This is a genomic window from Arenibacter palladensis (assembly GCF_900129275.1).
In the GTDB taxonomy this organism is placed as follows: Bacteria; Bacteroidota; Bacteroidia; order Flavobacteriales; family Flavobacteriaceae; genus Arenibacter; species Arenibacter palladensis.
Genome location: NZ_FQUX01000002.1, coordinates 857189 through 877353, shown reverse-complemented (window position 1 = coordinate 877353; position 20165 = coordinate 857189). Strand labels below are relative to the sequence as shown.

General features: G+C 39.6%; 16 protein-coding genes. 3 read left to right on the top strand and 13 right to left on the bottom strand.

Features of this window, described 5'->3' with window-relative positions:
* Positions 1–111 precede the first annotated feature (111 nt).
* The 5 genes from BUA60_RS09795 to BUA60_RS09775 form a co-directional block, all read right to left on the bottom strand.
* Positions 112–1119: a glycosyltransferase family 2 protein gene (locus BUA60_RS09795; protein ID WP_072861544.1), complete on the bottom strand. Its 1008-nt coding sequence runs from the start codon at positions 1117–1119 to the stop codon at positions 112–114.
* A gap of 97 nt (positions 1120–1216) precedes the next feature.
* Positions 1217–2317, bottom strand: a complete 1101-nt coding sequence (locus BUA60_RS09790; protein ID WP_072861543.1) for a family 20 glycosylhydrolase — start codon at positions 2315–2317, stop codon at positions 1217–1219.
* Positions 2318–2385: 68 nt separating this feature from the next.
* On the bottom strand, positions 2386–3099 hold the full coding sequence (locus tag BUA60_RS09785; RefSeq protein ID WP_245802522.1) for an SGNH/GDSL hydrolase family protein: 714 nt from the start codon (positions 3097–3099) through the stop codon (positions 2386–2388).
* 15 nt (positions 3100–3114) lie between these two features.
* Positions 3115–4815: a phytoene desaturase family protein gene (locus tag BUA60_RS09780; RefSeq protein WP_072861542.1), complete on the bottom strand. Its 1701-nt coding sequence runs from the start codon at positions 4813–4815 to the stop codon at positions 3115–3117.
* Positions 4816–4858: 43 nt separating this feature from the next.
* Positions 4859–5359: a hypothetical protein gene (locus BUA60_RS09775; protein ID WP_072861541.1), complete on the bottom strand. Its 501-nt coding sequence runs from the start codon at positions 5357–5359 to the stop codon at positions 4859–4861.
* A gap of 300 nt (positions 5360–5659) precedes the next feature.
* On the opposite strand from BUA60_RS09775, the gene BUA60_RS09770 reads away from it, so the two are divergent.
* Both BUA60_RS09770 and BUA60_RS22760 read left to right on the top strand, forming a co-directional pair.
* Positions 5660–6097, top strand: coding sequence for a response regulator (locus tag BUA60_RS09770; RefSeq protein ID WP_072861540.1), 438 nt, complete (start codon positions 5660–5662; stop codon positions 6095–6097).
* 5 nt (positions 6098–6102) lie between these two features.
* Entirely contained in the window at positions 6103–8589 is a 2487-nt protein-coding gene (locus BUA60_RS22760) for a PAS domain-containing sensor histidine kinase (protein WP_084532551.1), read from the top strand.
* A 152-nt stretch (positions 8590–8741) separates the two neighbouring features.
* On the opposite strand, the gene BUA60_RS09750 is transcribed toward BUA60_RS22760, so the two are convergent.
* From BUA60_RS09750 to BUA60_RS09720, 7 genes are all read right to left on the bottom strand, one after another.
* Positions 8742–9179 carry a response regulator gene (locus BUA60_RS09750; protein WP_072861539.1) on the bottom strand — a complete coding sequence of 146 codons (438 nt, stop codon included), beginning with the start codon at positions 9177–9179 and terminating at the stop codon, positions 8742–8744.
* Between the two features lie 695 nt (positions 9180–9874).
* Positions 9875–11683, bottom strand: coding sequence for an acyl-CoA dehydrogenase family protein (locus tag BUA60_RS09745; RefSeq protein ID WP_072861538.1), 1809 nt, complete (start codon positions 11681–11683; stop codon positions 9875–9877).
* A gap of 81 nt (positions 11684–11764) precedes the next feature.
* Positions 11765–12955 carry an acetyl-CoA C-acyltransferase gene (locus BUA60_RS09740; protein ID WP_072861537.1) on the bottom strand — a complete coding sequence of 397 codons (1191 nt, stop codon included), beginning with the start codon at positions 12953–12955 and terminating at the stop codon, positions 11765–11767.
* A gap of 40 nt (positions 12956–12995) precedes the next feature.
* Positions 12996–13097 carry a hypothetical protein gene (locus tag BUA60_RS23265; protein WP_245802521.1) on the bottom strand — a complete coding sequence of 34 codons (102 nt, stop codon included), beginning with the start codon at positions 13095–13097 and terminating at the stop codon, positions 12996–12998.
* A 149-nt stretch (positions 13098–13246) separates the two neighbouring features.
* Positions 13247–15637 (bottom strand): 3-hydroxyacyl-CoA dehydrogenase/enoyl-CoA hydratase family protein, encoded by a 2391-nt coding sequence (locus BUA60_RS09730; protein ID WP_072861535.1) that lies wholly within the window; start codon positions 15635–15637, stop codon positions 13247–13249.
* 34 nt (positions 15638–15671) lie between these two features.
* Positions 15672–16103: a MarR family winged helix-turn-helix transcriptional regulator gene (locus BUA60_RS09725; protein WP_072861646.1), complete on the bottom strand. Its 432-nt coding sequence runs from the start codon at positions 16101–16103 to the stop codon at positions 15672–15674.
* 136 nt (positions 16104–16239) lie between these two features.
* Positions 16240–18012 (bottom strand): AMP-dependent synthetase/ligase, encoded by a 1773-nt coding sequence (locus BUA60_RS09720; protein WP_072861534.1) that lies wholly within the window; start codon positions 18010–18012, stop codon positions 16240–16242.
* A 487-nt stretch (positions 18013–18499) separates the two neighbouring features.
* Between BUA60_RS09720 and BUA60_RS09715 the strand changes: the two genes are divergently transcribed.
* Positions 18500–19609, top strand: coding sequence for a glycoside hydrolase family protein (locus BUA60_RS09715; RefSeq protein WP_072861533.1), 1110 nt, complete (start codon positions 18500–18502; stop codon positions 19607–19609).
* Between the two features lie 99 nt (positions 19610–19708).
* Here the strand turns inward: BUA60_RS09715 and BUA60_RS09710 are convergent, their stop codons facing one another.
* The gene (locus BUA60_RS09710; RefSeq protein WP_072861532.1) at positions 19709–20161 is read right to left on the bottom strand and encodes a GNAT family N-acetyltransferase; all 453 of its coding nucleotides are present in this window, start codon (positions 20159–20161) and stop codon (positions 19709–19711) included.
* Positions 20162–20165: the final 4 nt, after the last annotated feature.

The window sequence follows — 20165 nt, the reverse complement described above, 5'->3', positions numbered from 1 at the left end:
ATATAAGAAAAGAATTTCGAGGCAGTCTCAAATTTATTGTTCAAGTACCAACTAAATTATGTTGGCTGGCAAAGTTGGAACATTCTTTACGGAAGTACCACAAAGGTAAGTTCAACAAAAAAAGAAAAAGTCTTGCACAGATTTTTTCCCCTGTGCTAACAAATAATCTTTTATAAATTCCTGTGCCTCTTTATTGGCCACCGTAATTATAATTTGTGCTTTTTGGAGTTTATCTATTACCATATAGTGCTCCATCTTTTTATCATAAATGTCCAATCCAATTTTATTGGAATTATTGCAAACCCAAATAAAAGGGATGTTCTTTTTCAGAAGTTTTTTGGCCAATGTTTTCCCTTTGTTACCAGCCCCCCATAGCACTAAAGGGCTTTGTTTGTCATGATCTAGCTTTAAGAAATAATGTAGTTTAATATCCAAGAAGTAATTTTGGGCGTAGTGTTCACTGGTTCTGGAGGTTCTGTGGCCATAATCGCGCCAATAGTGAAGAAGCTCATTGGTTGGAATACATGTTAGACCCTGTTCATAAAAACGGAATGCCAGGTCGTAATCTTCTGGATATCGATTTGAAGAAAATGAACCGGCCTTTTCCAAGTCATTTCTATGTACCATCCAACAGGGCGAGGGTATTACACATTCCTTATATATTTCTGAATGATTTAATCCTTTTTCCGTTAAGCGGTTCAGCCATTTTTCATAACGTTTGTAGCCATCCCCAACACCATCTTTAGAAAAGTATTTTACCTTGCCTAGGGCAATGTGGCCCTGTCCATGATTTTTCAGGGCCTTGACCATGACTTCCAATTTGTTTAGGGACATAATGTCATCAGAATCCATTCTGGTTATATAATTGCCCTGGGAATGGGAATACGCAGTTCTTAATGCATCAATTATTCCGTTGCCGTCATTTGTCAATACTTTAATCCGACTATCCTTTTGGGCATAAGAAAACATAATATCCAAGCTATCGTCTGAAGAATGGTCGTTTACGGCCAAAATTTCCCAGTCGTCATAGGTTTGGTCGATGATGGACTGTATACAGTCCGGTAGAAATTCTGCGGTGTTCTTATAGGGAAGAAGGATGCTGATACTACTTTTATTCATTTATCAAAAGTAGAAATATATTTTGCTATAAGGTCAATTAAGGCTTGGGAATTAAGTGTTTTGGATAGCGGATGACCTAGGCAGTTTTATATAAAATCTAATTGACGTTTTTACTAATTCTTTCTACATCCTTTATTGCGGCCATCATTGCCCTAAAGCAGGCCTCTTGGGTAACTGGATTGATTTCTTTGTTCTTTTGGGTATGATAGCTTTTTATGAATTCACTGGCAGAAGACCAAACTGTATGCATCATGCCCAAAAAGTGTTCCTTCATTTCCGGAGTTGCGTTTTCTTTAAATTTATACATCATATTAACCTGTTCCTTGGCAACGTCTGGCTTCTTCCAAGGGCAGGCTACAACATCCAATCCCTTAAGGGCAAATAGGGCAGGGGTTGGTAATGCCTTTTCATAATGCCAGTCGCAAATCACTACAGATTTATCAATTAGGTCTATGGCCCTCGCAGTGTTGTTCATACTGGCCTCCCACATTCCGATGCCGGAAGTGGATGCATCTATTAAACGATCGCCCCAAATCCAAAGTCGCTTGTTATTGATCTCCAAATGTCGACTTATTTTATTAACCTCATCCGCAAATATTGCAGCAGGATCTTTTCCTTGGCAGCGGGGGCATTTTTCATCCGCTATGTAAAATACCTCATCCATTCCTGCGTGAAAGGCTTTGGCCTCAAAGACGGAAATAATTTCATCTACCAGATCAAACACCACATTGTGCACCTCCGGATGTAACGGGCAATAACTTTTGCAGTAGAGTCCATCAGCATTGGGCCATTCATATTTTTCAGGTATTTTAATATGTGGCGTTTCATCAAATTCGGGATATACTTCCAGTAGTTTATTGGTTTTTTCTGCCCAACTCTGATGTCCGAATAAATTTACTTGAGGAATTAGATTTATATGGTGTTTTTTGGCAACAGCTACCAATTCCTTTATTTGTTCCTTAGACAATGGGTTATTGCCTCTTAATTCCGGTCTTGATTCATAGGCATAATTAAAATCTACCCGAAGTACTAAGGTGTTGATGCCAATAGGACCCAGTTCTTCATCAACGAATTTCACAAACTCGGTTACACCATCAGCATTGGGCGCGGCTATACAAAGTCCCTTTACCTCAAAAATATCTTGTGCATGGCCAAAATAAATGCTTGTATACAAAAATATAAAGAGTAGTTTTCTCATTGTTAGCCGGGATTTAAATTAAAAATACCTCACAGAATATTTTTTTCAAAAGGTAATAAAATCCAATCCTATTGCAAAGCCCGTTTTATTGCTTCTTCCACCAATGGTTCCATAACGGCGTAACCTTCGGGGGTAGGATGAACCTCATCATGAGCATATTTTTTTGGTAGTCCGTTTCTATCATCGGCCATGGCGGTAAAATAATCCAGATAAATATGACCATTGGTTTCCGAATATTCCTTTAAAAGGGAGTTTAATGCAGGAATTTTTTCATTGGGATTTAATCCAGGCTTCCAAGGGTAATCGAAGGCAGGAAGTATGGAGGAGATAATAACTTTGATTCCGTTGGCCCTGGCCAGTTCTGCCATAGACTTTATATTGTCCAATATCATTTTTGGAGTGGAAGGGCCTGTATTTCCGGCAATATCATTGGTTCCCGCCAAAATAACCACAACTTTAGGTTTTAGGTCAATTACATCCTGTCTAAATCGCAATAACATCTGGGGTGTAGTCTGCCCACTAATGCCTCTGTTGATATAGGGTTTCCCTTCAAAGAACTCCGGCCTTTTGTTCAGCCAGCCTATGGTAATGGAATTGCCCATAAATACTACCCGATTTTCACCGGCAAGAGGTGGGCCTATTTTTTTATTGGCTTCAGAAAAATGTTCCAGATTTGGCCAATCCTGGGAATAACTATTGTTCATGGTAAAGATGGTCAGTACGAACAGGGCAATGGATAATTTCATGGTTTTCATATTGGTAAAAGTGGTTATAAAGAACATTAATACTTAAATTAACTATTGAATTTTCATTGATTTTTTTTCATTCGCGATCAATCTTGCTTTTCTCAAATTTATTTTTTGTTTAATATCTGCCGTATAAGCGGAGTCGTCTTCGGCTTCAAAGATTCTTATATTTTGCAATTCGTCTGGTTTTATTAAATCGTGTTGCTTGCAATTTAAAATAACGGCCGCTGTCTGAACTCCTGAATAACTAGCACCTGCTACGCCGTGCGATTGAATACTTGCCCCACACATATATAGATTCTCTATTTCGCTCTTGGCCCTAAACGCAAAGGGACCTATCTGTCCAAAACTCTTTTCTGTGCCGTATACGCTTCCATTAGTAGCATTTAAATAGTGTTTGTTGGTGATGGGAGTTCCCAATTCCTTATGAACGATATGGTCCCTAATACCAGGCAGGGCACGTTCCAAGGTATTTATCATTTTATTGGTCAATATTTCCTTGAATTCCAAATATTCCTTTGAACGCTCTTTGTTCTCATTGTTAAATTTATGGAATGAATCTGGATTAATATACGTAATGACTTCAAGGGAGTGGTGTTTTCCATCGAAACTTGTCGGATCCTTTAGAGTGGTACAGCTAATGAACAAACCAGGAAACACATCACCAATGGCGATATCCACTGCATTCATCTCTTCGTAAATCCCGTCCATATCCCTGTTATCCATCATCCATATATTTCCGGAGTCCATGCCTAATTTCCGAACATCCATGGCAACGCTTAGAAAAAGCATTAGGGAACTGCAGGAATACTTTGTTTTTTTTAGTTTTTTAAGAAGTTTGGCACTCAGGTTTTGTTCTTTCACCAAGTTCAAATAGGTAATCCCTGGATCAGCATTGGAAATAATCCTGGAAGCATATATTTTTTCGCCATTTTCCAATTCCACCCCAATGGCTTTTCTCTTTTTGTCGCCTTCCAAAATAATGCTTTTTACAGCTGTGCTTGTGCGTATGGTCCCACCATTTTTTTGTAAGGCGTTGGTCATTGCCTTTACTATGGCCGCTCCACCGCCCATAGGGTAATAGCCCCCGCTAAAATAATGGTCCATAACGGCGCAGTGCAGCGGGAAACTCGCCCGTGCAGGAGCCAACCCGTGATCTCCCCATTGTATATTGAGTACTTTTTGCAGTAAGGGGTCTTTTATATGCCAGTTGATAACACGCTTTAAGCTGAACAGCGCATACTTGCCCATATGCTTGGTTCTAAATGGGATGGTAATATTGTCCCAGAATCCGCTCATCTTGGGGATCAGTTGTATTTGTCGGGAAACATTCCTGACCAACTTCAAATAATGGTGGATACGTTTTTTTTCCTTGGGAAACCTTTTTCCTAGTGAAGTGTTTAAATCATTAAAATTGCCCGGCAGGTCAATTCTTTCTTTTCCAATAAAGCAGTGCTCATATCCCTTGGGATTCATTCTAAAAAACACCAGATTATTGGCTATCCCCAAACCTTCATAAAGAGCTCTTGTAGATTCTCCTTCCCCTAACAGACCAATATAATGTACTCCAGGAGAAAAACGGTGGCCGTTTAGATAGAAGCTGTGGCACCAGCCGCCAGGGACATCGTGTTGTTCCAATACCATTACCCGCTGCCCTGCTTTGGATAGACAAATGGCGGCAGACAATCCGCCGGCGCCAGAACCGATAATAATCGTATCTATGTGTTTTTGTATTTTGTTTTTGATGTCCATTGTATGGGTGTAGCTTATGCCAAGTTGCTGGTAATGACCAATTTTATTTAGTTTGCCAATGCTCTTTTTGGAAAAACTGTTGATCTGCCAAGGTTAATTTCAAATCGCTCATCACCTTTTTCTTGGTAGGTCTTAGCTTAAAAATATAAAGAATTAAAAATAAGGAAATAACCAGGTAAAAAATATGGTTATTTAAACTATAGGCAATGGTACTCAATATTGCCGCACCCTCTAAAAATGTAAATCTTACCACGCATGCCTTTAAATATGGCCCCAATTTATCCTTTAATGATTTGCTTTGGACAATGTTGGCCAATTGTTTGTTGAAGAAAAAATTGCTTCCAAAATAACTGATCATGGAAACTATGGGGACTATGTAAACAAAAATGCTTTTATCTTTAGCGAACTCTAGGACAACCTTATCGGCTATCATAAAAACGATAATGGTAAAAAGCAATGCTCCAAAAGTAAAAAGGGCGTGAATAGTGGAAAGCGCAAAAATAAGGTTTTTGGGAGTTAGGGTTTTGGCTTTGGAATCAATCATATGGCATTTTAAAGTACAGTGGTGCTTGGCAATGCCATAACTTTTAAAAACTCGTGTTAAGCACACATTTGTTTTTAAAGGTATAAGCCTTTCCGTAGATACGCAAGGAAGATAAGCCAAAAATAATACTATATCTAGAAGGTCCCTTATATTTTGTCCGGAAGAATCAAAAAAATATGCCCGTTATAAACAATCCCGGTGGAAATTCAATTGGCATTTATTTTTGTTTATTTTTACGTAATATGGAATTAACGGGGCAATTGTAAATTACAGTATCTAAACCAACAGGACGTGACCAATATGGATTTTCAAATACTTCTAGCAGACGATGATGAAGACGATTGCATGTTTTTCAGGGAAGCTTTGGAAGAGCTTTCATTGTGTGCAACATTGAAAACGGTTAACAATGGGGTAGAGCTTATGAATTTTCTTGAAAACAATTTGCTCAATCTGCCGCAAATGCTCTTTTTGGATCTGAATATGCCCCGAAAATCGGGGGCGGAGTGTTTAGAGGAAATAAAGCAAAGTGAAAAATTTAAACATTTGCCTGTAATAATTTATTCCACCTCTTCCAATATTGATGTCATGGACCAATTATACGGCAAAGGGGCGCAATACTATATTCGCAAACCAGCGGATTTCTCTAATCTCAAATCTGTAATTAGTAGGACCATTGATCTTATCCTTCAAAAAAATGTATTACCCTCCTGTAGGGAAGAATTCGAGATACAACCTTAAAGTAAATGAAATTAAATTCGACCCATAAAGCAAATAATCTCTTGTTCCTTGAGAATAGTGGCCAAATGGGCAAGCTTATTAGGGAGATGGACTGGGATAATACAAACCTGGGACCTATCAGTAATTGGCCTGTAAGTTTACGTACTACCCTGGCCATAATTTTACACTCATCCTATCCCATGTTTCTATTTTGGGGTGATGAGCTTATCTGCTTTTATAATGATGCTTACAGACCAAGTTTAGGGAAAGAGGGAAAACATCCGGCTATAGGAAAAAGAGGCAAAGAAGTTTGGCCGGAGATATGGGATTTTATTGGCCCCTTGATCAATGATGTTGTCACTACCGCCAAACCTGTTTCATATAGTGACCAATTGGTGCCATTTTACCGAAATGGGAGGATGGAGGATGTTTATTGGACATTCTGCTACAGTGCTGCTTTTGATGATAATGGCAACGTAAACGGTGTAGTTGTTACCTGTACGGAGACTACCGAAACCGTAATTACGAAAAGAGAATTACAAGAAAGTGAGCGTAGGCTTCGCACCATGATTGCCCAGGCTCCCGTATCGATAGCTATATTTCAAGGGAAGGACCATGTTACTGAACTGGCCAACTCTCTTGCATTGCAAATGTGGGGTAGAAGGGAGGATGAGGTATTGGGACAACCTATTTTGGAAGCAATGCCAGAACTTAAGTCGCAAGGTATTAAAGAGTTGTTGGACGACGTTTACAATACTGGCAAAACTTTTTCTACTTCAGAATTTCCGGTGCAAATCATGAGGAAGGGAAATTTGAATATGGCCTATCTAAACTTCAGTTTCGAACCACTTTTGGATACTTCTGGAAATATTGAAGGGATAATGGCCTTGGGTATTGAAGTTACTGATCAAGTAATTTCCCGAAAGGGAATAGAAGAAAGTGAAAAAAAATTCAGACTACTGGCGGATTCACTTCCCCAGTTCGTCTGGACTGCAGATCCCGAAGGCAATCTGAATTACTTTAACCAATCGGTTTTTGAATTTTCTGGATTGTCGCAGGATCAATTAATCAATAAAGGATGGTTGCAGATGGTGCATCCGGACGATAGGAAAAATAACTTTAGGACTTGGGAGGATTCCATCGCAACAGGAAAGGATTTTTCATTGGAGCATCGCTTTAGAAGACATGATGGTACATACCGATGGCAGTTGAGCCATGCAAAGCCACAGCGTAATGATGACGGCATCATACAAATGTGGGTAGGAAGTAGTACGGATATACAGGAACAGAAAATTTTTCTTGACGAATTGGAAAAACAAGTAAAGGAACGAACTGCAGAGCTGTTGGAATTGAACGAGTCGCTTAAAAAAAGCGAACAGCGCTATCATCTAATGGTGGAAGAAGTGCAGGACTACGCCATACTTTACCTGAATCCAGAGGGAATTGTGGAGAACTGGAATACGGGGGCAGAAAAAATTAAGGGCTACAAGGCAGATGAGATAATAGGTAAGAATTTTTCCAATTTTTACACGAAGGAAGATAGGAAAAGCGGTCTTCCCAAAAGGTTATTGGGTTTGGCAGCCAAAAAAGGCAAAGCATTGCAGGAAGGATGGCGCGTAAGGAAGGATGGTACTTTGTTTTGGGCAAGCGTCGTAATCACTGCCGTGCATAACGAAAAAAACGAGGTCATAGGATATTCAAAAGTAACGCATGACCTTACGGTTAAAAAAGAATCGGATGATGCACTTAAGGAAAAGCAAGCTGAGCTGGAACAAAAGAACATTGAACTGCAGAAAATGAACAAGGAACTCCAATCCTTTGCGTACATATCTAGCCATGATTTACAGGAGCCGTTAAGAAAAATTCAAACCTTTGCTTCCAGAATAATCGAAAAGGACCATGATACACTATCCGAAAATGGAAAATATCTATTTAAAAGGATGCAATTGTCCGCAGAAAGAATGCAGTCGCTCATTGACGATTTGTTGGCCTATTCCCGAACTCATAATTTAGAAGGCGATTTTGAGAGAATTAATCTTAATCTTATCATTGAGCAAGTGAAACAAGACCTTAGTGAAGAACTTCTACAGAAAAATGCCATTATCGAAACAGATAAAACTTGCATGGTCAATATAATTCCATTTCAATTTAAACAGCTATTCTATAATCTTATAAGTAATTCATTAAAGTTTGCGAAACCAGAAGAACCAGTGCACATCACTATAAAAAACGAGTATGTTCTTGGTAAGTTGTTGGAAGGTGAATATTTTCAAGAGGATACTAAATATTGTCATATCACTTTTTCGGACAACGGCATAGGCTTTGAACAAAAATACAGTGAAAAGATTTTTGAACTGTTCCAGCGCCTATATGGCAAGACAGAATATCCAGGAACAGGAATAGGACTCGCAATAATAAAACGTATCGTAGAAAACCACTATGGCGTTATTACGGCACAGGGTGAATTGGGCAAGGGTGCTACTTTTAATATATATCTTCCTGTGGACGACTAAAAGGCGCTAATTTGATCTGTAGTACCCTGAAGCTATGGGGTAGTTGGGATTGGAATATACCTTCTTTTGATTGGGGTTAAATACCATTCCATTAAATTTAACCAATGCGATTAGTTTAGACAGTAGGAACCAGGTGTACAATTGTTGCAATTCTAGACAATAACCATAAAATTTAAATCGCCATTCGTTTTTGAGGTTGTATTTTGAAACGGTTTTAGAGATTTATATAAGACGGTTTTTAATTGATTGTACGAGTTGGGTTTCTTTATATAAAGATTCGCCCCACTCTCTTTCAGTTGTTCTACTTCATTTTCATTAAAGGATGTGGAATAAATGATTATTTGAATTTCCGATAATTCGGGAATGCTACGAATATCCGTTAGGCATTCAAAGCCGTCCATAAGTGGCATACGCAGGTCCAAAAAAATAGTGTCTGGCTTGGGGTTGCTAGAGTAGAGTTCAGCCATTAGATCAACGCCGTTTTGAAATTGTTTTACCGAAGTTTCAATGGGTAATTCGGACAAAGCGTCCATAAAAAGTTCTCGATCATCTTGATCATCGTCTGCTAGAAAAATGTTAATAGGATTCATAACTGTATATTTTAATTGATTATCTACCGACTAAAAATATTTTATTTAAACTGATTTATGAACTTAAATCCTGAATATCACCCTATGGTTTGTCACCATTTCAACCTGGCTTATTGGTTTCCCATTATAGCATTCTCAATTTTTGTAGGGCCCTGAAATTTCTTATAAGCTGTTTAATTACCACATAATCATAAATTTAAGGAAATTCTAAATAATGTATGTGCCAAATGAATTGAATATTAACTCGATAAATATTTTGGTCTAACGGTATAAATACAAAGGATTGGGAAAATGGGCCGATTAATAGTCGTTAGTCTTCACTTTTATGTTTGATAATGGATGTAGCTTACCAGCTGTTGTTTTAGGTTATTTGATAAGTATTTGGATTATGGCCCTTTGATAGTTCAGGGCTGAATGGATCTACTAATTTGAGCTCCTAACCAAAGATTGTGTTCTTTACCAAGGAACCTACACTAACGATATTCAACTGTACAAAGGCCAATCATATGTCTCTTGTGGTATATAAAACATAAAGGAAGGGACAGTTAGGGAGTATCAACGTCTTTAGACTACAATTGGAAAGTATTGATGAATGAAAGGGAAAAAGTGGTCATAAAATAAAGAACCGCTCTGAAAAGAGCGGTTCTTCGGTTTCGCTTCATTACGAAGCATGAGCTTGAGTTAGTCAATCTTCACTAAAAACAATACTTGTTTTCAGCCTTGAGTTTATCGGCAATTATATTTCGCAGTTCAACTACGTTGGGTTGGTTTGTATATTTCGTAAAGCGCTTTAGGCCCATAAGCATCATACGTTGCTCATCACCCTCGGCCATTGAAACTATAGCTTCCTTGCCATTTTTAATAACAGTGTCCACGGCATTGTACAGGTACAATTTGGACATAGCTATTTGTTCTTTTTGGGCCTCTTCCCCAAATCGTTTTACATTTTTTTCAGTTCTTAGGATTGCAGATTCTGCCAAATAAATCTCTATTAAAACATTGGATGCAGCCAGCAGCAGCATTTGATGTTCGTCTAGGGCAGGTCCATATTTTTGGACCGCTGACCCCGCTACCATTAAGAACACTTTCTTAAGTTTTGCAACCATTTCTTTCTCTTCGGACAATAATTCCGAATAGTCGGGGATGTCAAAAGAGGGGATGCCCATTAGTTCATTCCCTACGGCCGTGGCCGGGCCTAGTAGGTCTACATGACCCTTCATGGCTTTTTTAATCAACAGACCAACAGACAACATTCTGTTTATTTCATTGGTGCCCTCATAAATCCTGGCTATACGTGCATCTCTCCATGCGGCTTCCATTGGGGTTTCTTCCGAGAAGCCCATACCACCAAAAATTTGGATCCCCTCGTCCGAGCAGTTCTGCACGTCTTCGGATACGGCAACTTTTAGGATGGAACACTCAATGGCATATTCTTCCACACCTTTAAGTTCGGCTTCTTGATGACTATTACCAGCTGCCATACGCAGAGCAATGCGGTCCTCAATGTTTTTGGCAGCTCTGTAGGAAGCAGCTTCCCCGGCATACAAACTGGTGGCCATTTCCGCCAATTTGGATTTAATTGCTCCAAAATCTACTATGGCCGTTTTAAACTGCTTACGTTCCGTAGCGTACTTTAAGGCATTGGTAGTGATTCGCCTTTGCGAATCCAAACATGCGGCCGCCAATTTAATACGTCCAATATTTAGGGCGTTCATGGCAATTTTAAAACCGTTTCCCCTTTCAGAAAGCATATTTTCAACGGGAACTACGGTATCGTTAAAGAATACCTGTCTGGTAGAGGAGGCGCGAATTCCCAATTTATGTTCTTCTTCCCCTAAGGTAATGCCATTACTTGGGTCGTTTTCAACAATAAACCCAGTAATATTTTTGTCATTTTCTATTCTTGCAAAAACGATAAATAATTTACAGAATCCAGCATTGGAAATCCACATTTTTTGGCCATTGATCTTGTAACTCTTGCCATCAGCGGAAAGGGTAGCCGTGGTTTTGCCCGAATTGGCATCACTACCGGCACCTGGTTCCGTTAAACAGTAAGCTCCGAACCATTCACCAGTGGCCAATTTTGGGACATATTTTTGTTTTTGGGCTTCCGTACCGTATAGTGTAATGGGCATGGTCCCAATACCGGTATGTGCACCAAATGCTGTACTAAAAGATCCACTTCCACTAGAAATATATTCGCATACGATCATGGTTGATATAAAGCCCATTCCCAATCCCCCATAAGCCTCAGGAACGGCAACACCCAAGAAGCCCATTTCTCCAGCCTTGGTCATTACCTCCTGTGTTAGGGCATAATCCTTGGCTTCAAACCGATCCCTGTTGGCCACAATCTCCCGATCGTTGAACTCAATAACGGAGTCGCGCATCATTTTTTGCTCCTCGGAAAAATCCTCGGGCGTAAAAATATCCTCACAGTTGGTTTCCTTTACTAGGAATTGTCCACCCCTTAATATCTCTTTAGTTGTTGTTTCTGTACTCATTGTTCGTGTTATTAAGTTTTATAATAGGCATTGAAGGGTATGTCGCAATAACAATAGCCTCAATATATAAGTCTTGTATTTTTAGTTCAAAAATTCAAAAATCCCCGCTGCTCCCTGACCAGTACCTACGCACATGGTCACCATGCCGTATTTCCCTTTCATATCCCTCTTTCTCATCTCATCAAAAAGCTGAACGGACAACTTGGCTCCAGTACAGCCCAATGGGTGGCCAAGAGCAATGGCACCACCATTTACATTGACAATATCATTGTTTAGGTCTAGCTCTCTAATTACAGCCAATGACTGTGAGGCGAAAGCTTCGTTTAACTCTATCAATTCAATGTCGTTCTGTTTAAGTCCTGCTTGTTTTAATGCCTTGGGAATGGCTTTTACAGGGCCAATACCCATAATTCTTGGTTCAACGCCGGCAGCGGCATAGTTGACCAATCTGGCTATAGGTTCCAATTTTAGCTCTTTTACCATATCCTCACTCATGACCAGTACAAAAGCAGCTCCGTCGCTCATCTGTGAGGAATTACCGGCAGTAACACTTCCTCCTGCCGCGAAAACAGGTCGCAGTCCTGCCAAAGCTTCCTTGCTGGTTCCTTTACGAGGTCCCTCATCTTTGGTCACTGTGTATTTTTTTGTTGCCCTCTTTCCGTTATCGTCAACGTAGGTCTGTTCCACTTCAATAGGTACGATCTGACTTTGAAAACGATCCTCTGCTTGCGCCCTAAGTGCTTTCATATGCGAATTATAGGCGAACTCGTCCTGATCTTCACGGGATACATTAAATTGTTTGGCTACGGCTTCCGCAGTATTTCCCATGCCCCAGTAATAATCTTCGTGTCCTGCCTTTGCCAGGTCATAGTTGAGTTCCGTTTTATATCCGGTCATGGGAACCGCACTCATGCTTTCCGCACCACCGGCAATAATACAGTCGGCCATACCAGCTTGGATTTTCGCGGTGGCAATACCGATAGTTTCTATACCAGAGGAACAAAATCTATTTACCGTAACTCCTGGCACATCAACAATATTAAGCCCCATTAAGGAGATTAATCTGGCCATGTTGAGACCTTGGGAACCCTCGGGCATAGCGTTTCCAACAATAACGTCATCAATGCGTTTTTTGTCCAATTGTGGCAATTCATTCATCATGTACGCTATGGTTTCGGCAGCCAGTTCATCCGTTCTTTTAAAACGGAAAACACCTTTCGGAGCTTTCCCTACCGCAGTCCTATATGCTTTTACTATAAAGGCTTGTTTCATTTTATTTTAGTATTGAGTATTGAGATTTTAGTATTGAGAATTATAATTTTCTTTGAAATGAATAGTTCATTTTTTGGATTTCAATACATGTTTCAATAACTGGTTGTACTTTTTCTTTTGTAACTATATTTAAATCTATCAATAATATTAATTGAGTTTGGAGTTCATAGTTCAGAGACAAGAGGAAATACAGTTTTAGCCAATTCTATAGACTTCTTCCATATTTTCAAATCCTCAACTTTATACATTGATCTCTAATTACTAAATACTCACACCTCAATACTTGAGCACTTAATTTCGCAACGGCTTTCCTGTCTTCAGCATGTGTTGTATCCTTTCCAAGGTATTTCTTTCCGTACAAAGGGATAAAAACGCCTCCCGCTCTAGATCCAAAAGGTATTGCTCTGTGACCAAAGTTGGCTCGGACAAGTCGCCCCCGGCCATTACATAAGCCAATTTGTTGGCAATCTTATGGTCGTGTTCACTTATATAATTGCTGTCTTCCATGGCATCTGTTCCTACCAAAAACATTCCTAGGGCTTGTTTACCAAGCACTTTTACGTCTTTTCTCTTAGGAGGTTGTGTGTAGCCCTGTTCTGCCATTAGTTTGGCGTAGGCCTTTGCCGTTGCAATTTGTCTGTCCTTGTTAACGACCACTATATCCTTCCCTTTTTCAAGTACGCCCATATCAAAGGCCTCGTAGGCCGAAGTAGAAACTTTTGCCATTCCAATAGTGAGGAAATATTCTTGAAGCACATTGAGCTCCACATCATTTTTCCTAAAGGTATCCGATGCCCTTAAGGCCATTTCCTTGGATCCTCCACCTCCTGGTATAACCCCCACTCCAAATTCTACCAATCCCATGTAGGTTTCAGCTGCGGCAACAACCTTGTCCGCATGCAAGGACAGCTCACAACCCCCACCCAAGGTCATCCCGTGTGGGGCCGATACGGTAGGAATGGCAGAGTAACGCATACGCATCATGGTATCCTGAAACATCTTTATGGCCATGTTAAGCTCATCGTATTCCTGTTCTACGGCCATCATAAATATCATTCCAATATTGGCGCCGACAGAAAAATTGGGTGCTTGGTTGCCCACCACCAGACCTTGAAAGTCTTTTTCTGCCAAATCTATGGCCTTGTTCAGTCCGGCTAGGACATCACCCCCAATGGTATTCATTTTGGACTGGAATTCCACATTTAATATACCATCGCCCAAATCCTCAATGACAACACCGGAGTTTTTCCATACCTCGTTGGATTTTCTAATATTGTCCAAAATGATAAATGAATCCTGACCTGGTATTTTCTCCATCGCCTTTTTAGTGATGTCGTAATAATAGGTTGCACCGTCTTTAATGGTGTAGAAAGATTTATTTCCTGTGGATATCATTTCGGTAACCCAGGCGGCCGGTTGAAAGCCTTCTGCCTTCATCATCTCTATGCCTTTTTCAACCCCTATGGCATCCCAAATTTGAAATGGACCGTGTCCCCAGGCAAAGCCTGCTTTCATGGCGTCATCTATCTTATATAATTCTCCAGTTATTTCGGGAATCCTATTGGACGCATATTCGAATAATGAAGAAAAACTTTTTCTGTAAAAGGCACCTGCTTTGTCCTTACCCGTCACCAATACCTTAAATCTGTCTATTACATTCTCTATGGATTTGGTGAGTTCAAGAGTGGCAAAACTAGCCTTTTTACTGGGCCTGTATTCCATGGTGTTAAGGTCTAGGGCCAATATTTCCCGACCTTCCTTTTTATAAAAACCCTGCCCAGTCTTACTTCCGAACCATTTATTTTCCATCATTTTTCCGATAAAATCGGGAAGTGTAAATTGCTCCCGTCTTTCATCATCCTTGCAATTTTCTGCAATACCATTGGCAACATGTACCAATGTGTCTAAACCAACAACATCTACCGTACGGAAGGTGGCCGATTTTGGCCTGCCTATTACCGGACCGGACAGTTTATCTATTTCCTCAACGGTAAGGTCCATTTCCTTTACAGCATGAAACAAACTCATAATGCTAAAGGTCCCTATTCTATTACCGATAAATGCTGGAGTGTCTTTGGCTATCACGGAGGTCTTGCCTAAAAACTGTTCCCCATAGCCATTTAAGAAATCCAATACTTCGGGGGAAGTTTTTGGACCAGGAATTATTTCAAAAAGCTTTAAATATCTAGCCGGATTAAAAAAGTGTGTTCCACAAAAATGTTTTTGGAAATCCTCACTTCTGCCCTCACTCATAAATTTAATAGGTATTCCCGAGGTGTTGGAGGTAATTAGAGTTCCTGGTTTTCTGTGTTTGTCCAGTTTTTCAAAAACTATTTTTTTGATATCCAAGCGTTCCACAACCACTTCAATGATCCAATCTACCTGTCCCACTTTGGAAATATCGTCCTCAAGATTGCCCGTAGCGATTCTCTGGGCAAATTTTTGATGATATATGGGGGAAGGTTTGGATTTTAACGCCGCGGCCAAGGAATCGTTTACCAATCTATTTCTTACAACCTTATCCTCTAGGGTAAGGCCATTTGCCTTTTCTTTATCATTAAGTTCCCGTGGTATAATATCCAAAAGCAATACTTCCACTCCTATGTTGGCAAAATGGCAGGCTATACCACTTCCCATAATACCAGAACCAATAACTGCTACTTTTTTAATGTGTTTGTTCATCAATAAAAAGGTGTTAACTAGTTTTTTAACTTTCTTAATAAATTTTCTTTTCTGTAATCAATTTGTTAATGATCTCCGTTACCTCAAAAAAGGTATTCAATTTTTCTGTGGGCACATGTGCCTTGACCACATCATTAAAACGAAGTACAACGTCTTTTGAATCCTTCCTCTTTTCCAGTCCAAATGCCGTGAGGTGGATAAGTACACCCCTACCATCATTGGGGTTGGGCCTACGTTCAATGAGTCCCTTTTCCTCCATACTTTTCAATATTCGCGAGAGACTTGTGGCCTCCATACCCATTTTTGGGCCAAGGGCGGTAGATGGCGTTCCAGTTTTTGGGTCTATACTTAACAAGGTAAAACCTACGGCCATGGTACTATTGAATTTCCTCGCCTCCTCGTTATACATCTTTGTTACCGCTTGCCAAGTTGCCCGGAGCGCGTAATCTATCGTTATGTCTTGCATGTTGTTTTGTTGGTTCTTCCAAAGATAGGAAAATATATTATGCATGCATAATATATTTAAAAAAAAATAGGGGTCCCCATAAAATAAAACAGCTTCCGGTTAAAGAAGCTGTTTACGATTTAGTATTGGACAATCCTCAATGCCCGTATATGTCATTATAAAGATCTAGATACTTCTCTTTGACTATTTTTCGTTTTAGCTTCATGGTAGGGGTAAGGTGCCCTTCATCTATACTCCAAATATCCGGGGTAAGTCTAAATTGCTTTACTTTTTCCCATTTGGCAAAACTTTCATTGGCAGCATCCACTTCCTCTTGGAACCTTGCAATTACTTCTTTATTTTGGACCATTTTTTTATTGTCGCCAACCTCTATATTGTGTATTTTGGCCCAATTGCGTAAAAATTCGAAATCTGGTTGTATCAAAGCTGCTGGCATTTTTTCCCCTTCACCTATTACCATTATTTGCTCGATGAATCTGGATTGTTTAAAGCGGTTTTCCAAAAGTTGGGGCGCAACATATTTACCTCCAGAGGTTTTGAACATCTCTTTCTTTCTATCGGTAATCTTAAGAAATCCGTCGGCATCTATCTCTCCAATATCGCCTGTATGAAAATATCCATCCTTAATGACTTCAGCTGTTTTTTCGGGATCCTTGTAATAGCCTAGCATTACCTGTGGTCCCTTTACACATATTTCGCCGTCTTCGGCAATTTTCACTTCGGTGTGATCTAAAAGTTTACCCACGGTGCCAATTCTAAATCCACCGTTCCTCATATCGTTGACCGAAACAACCGGGGAAGTTTCCGTAAGGCCATAACCCTCCATGACCCCAAATTCGGCAGCATTGAAAATACGGGCCAAGCGAGGTTGTAAAGCCGCACTACCAGATGCTATTAATGAAAGATTTCCTCCCAGACCTGCTTTCCACTTACTGAATATCAATTTTCTGGCTAGGGCCAATTTCCTTTCGTACCACCAACCATTTTGTCCATATGGTTCGTATTGCAGGCCAACTTCAACGGCCCAGAAAAATAATTTCTTTTTTATGCCGGTAAGTTCGGTTCCCTTGGCAATGATCTTATCGTACACTTTTTCCAATAGCCTGGGGACGGCGGTCATTACATGCGGAGCACATTCTTTTAGATTGTCACTTATTTTATCCATAGACTCTGCAAAATAGATGGTGACACCAGCGTATTGGTAGAGGTACATCATCATTCTTTCATAGATATGGCATACGGGCAAAAAGCTTAAACATGAGATATTGCCATAATCTATGGGCAAGCGTTTAGAGCTTTCTATGGCATTGCAAACCACATTGTGGTGGGTGAGCATAACCCCTTTTGGTCTACCAGTGGTCCCGGACGTGTAAATCAAGGTCGCCAAATCATCCGGCTTAACCTTATTTTTGAGTCTTTCCACCTCATTTTGGTTGGAGGTATCCGCACCCATTTCCAAGATTTCGCTCCAGTTTTTACAGTTTTCCAGTACATCAAAAGAGTATACGTCCTTTAAATGTGGGGTATTTGCTTTTACCGCATTAACCTTGTCAAAAACTTCCGTACAGGACACAAATACATATTTGGCCTCTGAATGGTTTAGAACATATTCATAATCTTCTTCGGATATAGTAGGGTAAATAGGCACATTTTGGGCACCTAACTGAAGTATTCCAATATCCATTATGTTCCATTCCGTTCTGTTGGCCATGGAAATAAGGGCAATCTTGTCATTAGGTTTTACTCCAAGTCGCAACAAAGCCCTGCTTATAGCATTTGCCTTGTCAATATATTCCTGGGTAGATGTTGCAACCCATTCTCCGTTATACTTTGTTACTAGTGATTCTTTTAAATTGAATTTCTCTAATTGATAGTAAGGAAAGTCAAAAAGGCGGGTGATTTCTTGCATATTTAATTTACTGTTCGTAATCGCAAATTAAGAAAAGGGAACGGTATTTTAAAATCACATTCGTATAAAAAATGTAAAAAAATTATGGAGTCTTCATTTTAACTACTAATATATGTACTTCATTGGCTTTGTTTATACGGGCTGATGAGTTGTAATTGAGGTGTTTTAAATTAGTATTTTGATCTTGGAGGGCTTAAATTTATGTGTGATTTTTGTTCATTTTTGAATAAGGTTCCATGAATTTTGGTAAATACCTGCCCTTATTAAAGTGTTTCCAAGTAGAATTAATTATGGGGTATAATAATGTTGTTTGTATTAATTCTGAGGTTACTTAGCTAAGATTTATAGCTTATAAACTACAAAATGATTAAGTTCAATCTTTAATGCACCATTTTCCAAAATATACGTTTCAACCTTTTAAAATCAACAGAAATGTTTTTGGTGCTTAATTTTATTTGTAACAATTACTAACAATTAAACTAAACCAATGAAAAAGCTTTTTGTAACGGCAGCAGTTATTTTTACCATGATTTCCTGTGCCGAAAAATCCAAAATCCCTGTTTATGCATGGACTGGTGGTCCTGGAGAGGCTACCGATCAAGAACTGATGGCAACTTTTAAGAACTATAAGGAAAAGGGGATTGATGGACTAATGTATAATGGCGGACATAATCCGGAAACGTATAAGCGGGTAGGTAAATTGGTGAAGGATGCAGGAATGGAATTCCATACTTGGGTACCCACAATGGTTCAGGGAGACAATCCAAAATTGCCAAAGGATCTTTATGCTATCAATAGAAATGGCGAATCGGCTTTTGATAAACCGGCATATGTTTCCTATTATAAATTTCTTTGTCCCAACAAGGAGGGTTCTTTTACCTTTTTGTCCGAATTGTATGGCAATATTGCCGCTGTGGAAGAGGTAGACGGAATACATTTGGATTACATCCGTTTTCCGGATGTAATATTGGCGGAAGGCCTTTGGGATAAGTATGGACTGGTAATGAACGAGGAATATCCCGTAGCCGATTATTGCTATTGTGATAAGTGTGTTGCTGATTTTAAAGAACAATCAGGAATAGACATCAAAGAGGTGGAAGACCCATCTAAAGTTCAGGAGTGGAAGCAGTTTAGATATGATTTGATTACCAATATCGTAAACCGTTTGGCCAAGGTGGTCCATGAAAAAGGTAAAAAGATAAATGCTGCAGTTTTTCCAGGCCCTAGCAATGCTATGAAAATGGTTAGGCAGGAATGGAACAAATGGGATCTGGACGCTTTTTATCCCATGAACTATAATGATTTTTATTTAAAAGATCCTGAATGGGTGGGTGAAATAACCAAGGAGGAAGTGGCTTCCGTTAATGGTGAAAAGCCAATTTTTAGTGGACTTTTTATATGTCCAAACCCGGAGAACAAAACAAATGAAAATGACCCTGAAAATCACGGATTATTACCTTCAGAAATAGAAACGGCCATTAGGACTTCCATGGAGAATGGAGCTGCCGGAATATGTCTTTTTACTCCCGAAAGAATGAAACCTGAGCACTGGGAGGCCTTTGATAAGGCAATCCATGCCGATTATTCCAAGAAATAAACAATTTCATTAGCTTCCATTAGGGGAGTAGGAATCTTTTTATTGAAAATCCCTTGACTAAAAGTCCAACTTTTAGTCAAGGGATTTTAATTTGAGATATTATAGGTGTAGCTTAAATCCTTCGTGCGTTGCCTTGAATCCAATGCCTTCATAAAAACGAATTGCATTGGGGCGTAGTTTGTTGGAGGTCAACTGTATCAAATGGACGTTTTTTTCCTTTGCCCTTTCAATAATCCATTGAAACATTTGTTTGCCAATTCCCTTGCCCGTTTGGTCTTCCCGTACATGGACGTTTTCCACAAGACAGCGTATGCCGCCTAAATAGGTTAGGTATTGGAGAAAGCTTAATTGAAAGGTGGCTACGACTTCGCCCTGGGAATTCTCTATAACGATCAATTCCTGATTTTTGTCCGTATTAATTCTTTCAAAGGCACTATAATATTCCTCGGGAAGCGGGTCCTCAAACCTTTCCCGCAACTGGCCCAAGGCATCATTGGCAATCATTTCTATTATTGCAGGCAGATCTTCCTTTGTAGCTTTTCTATAAACCATGATG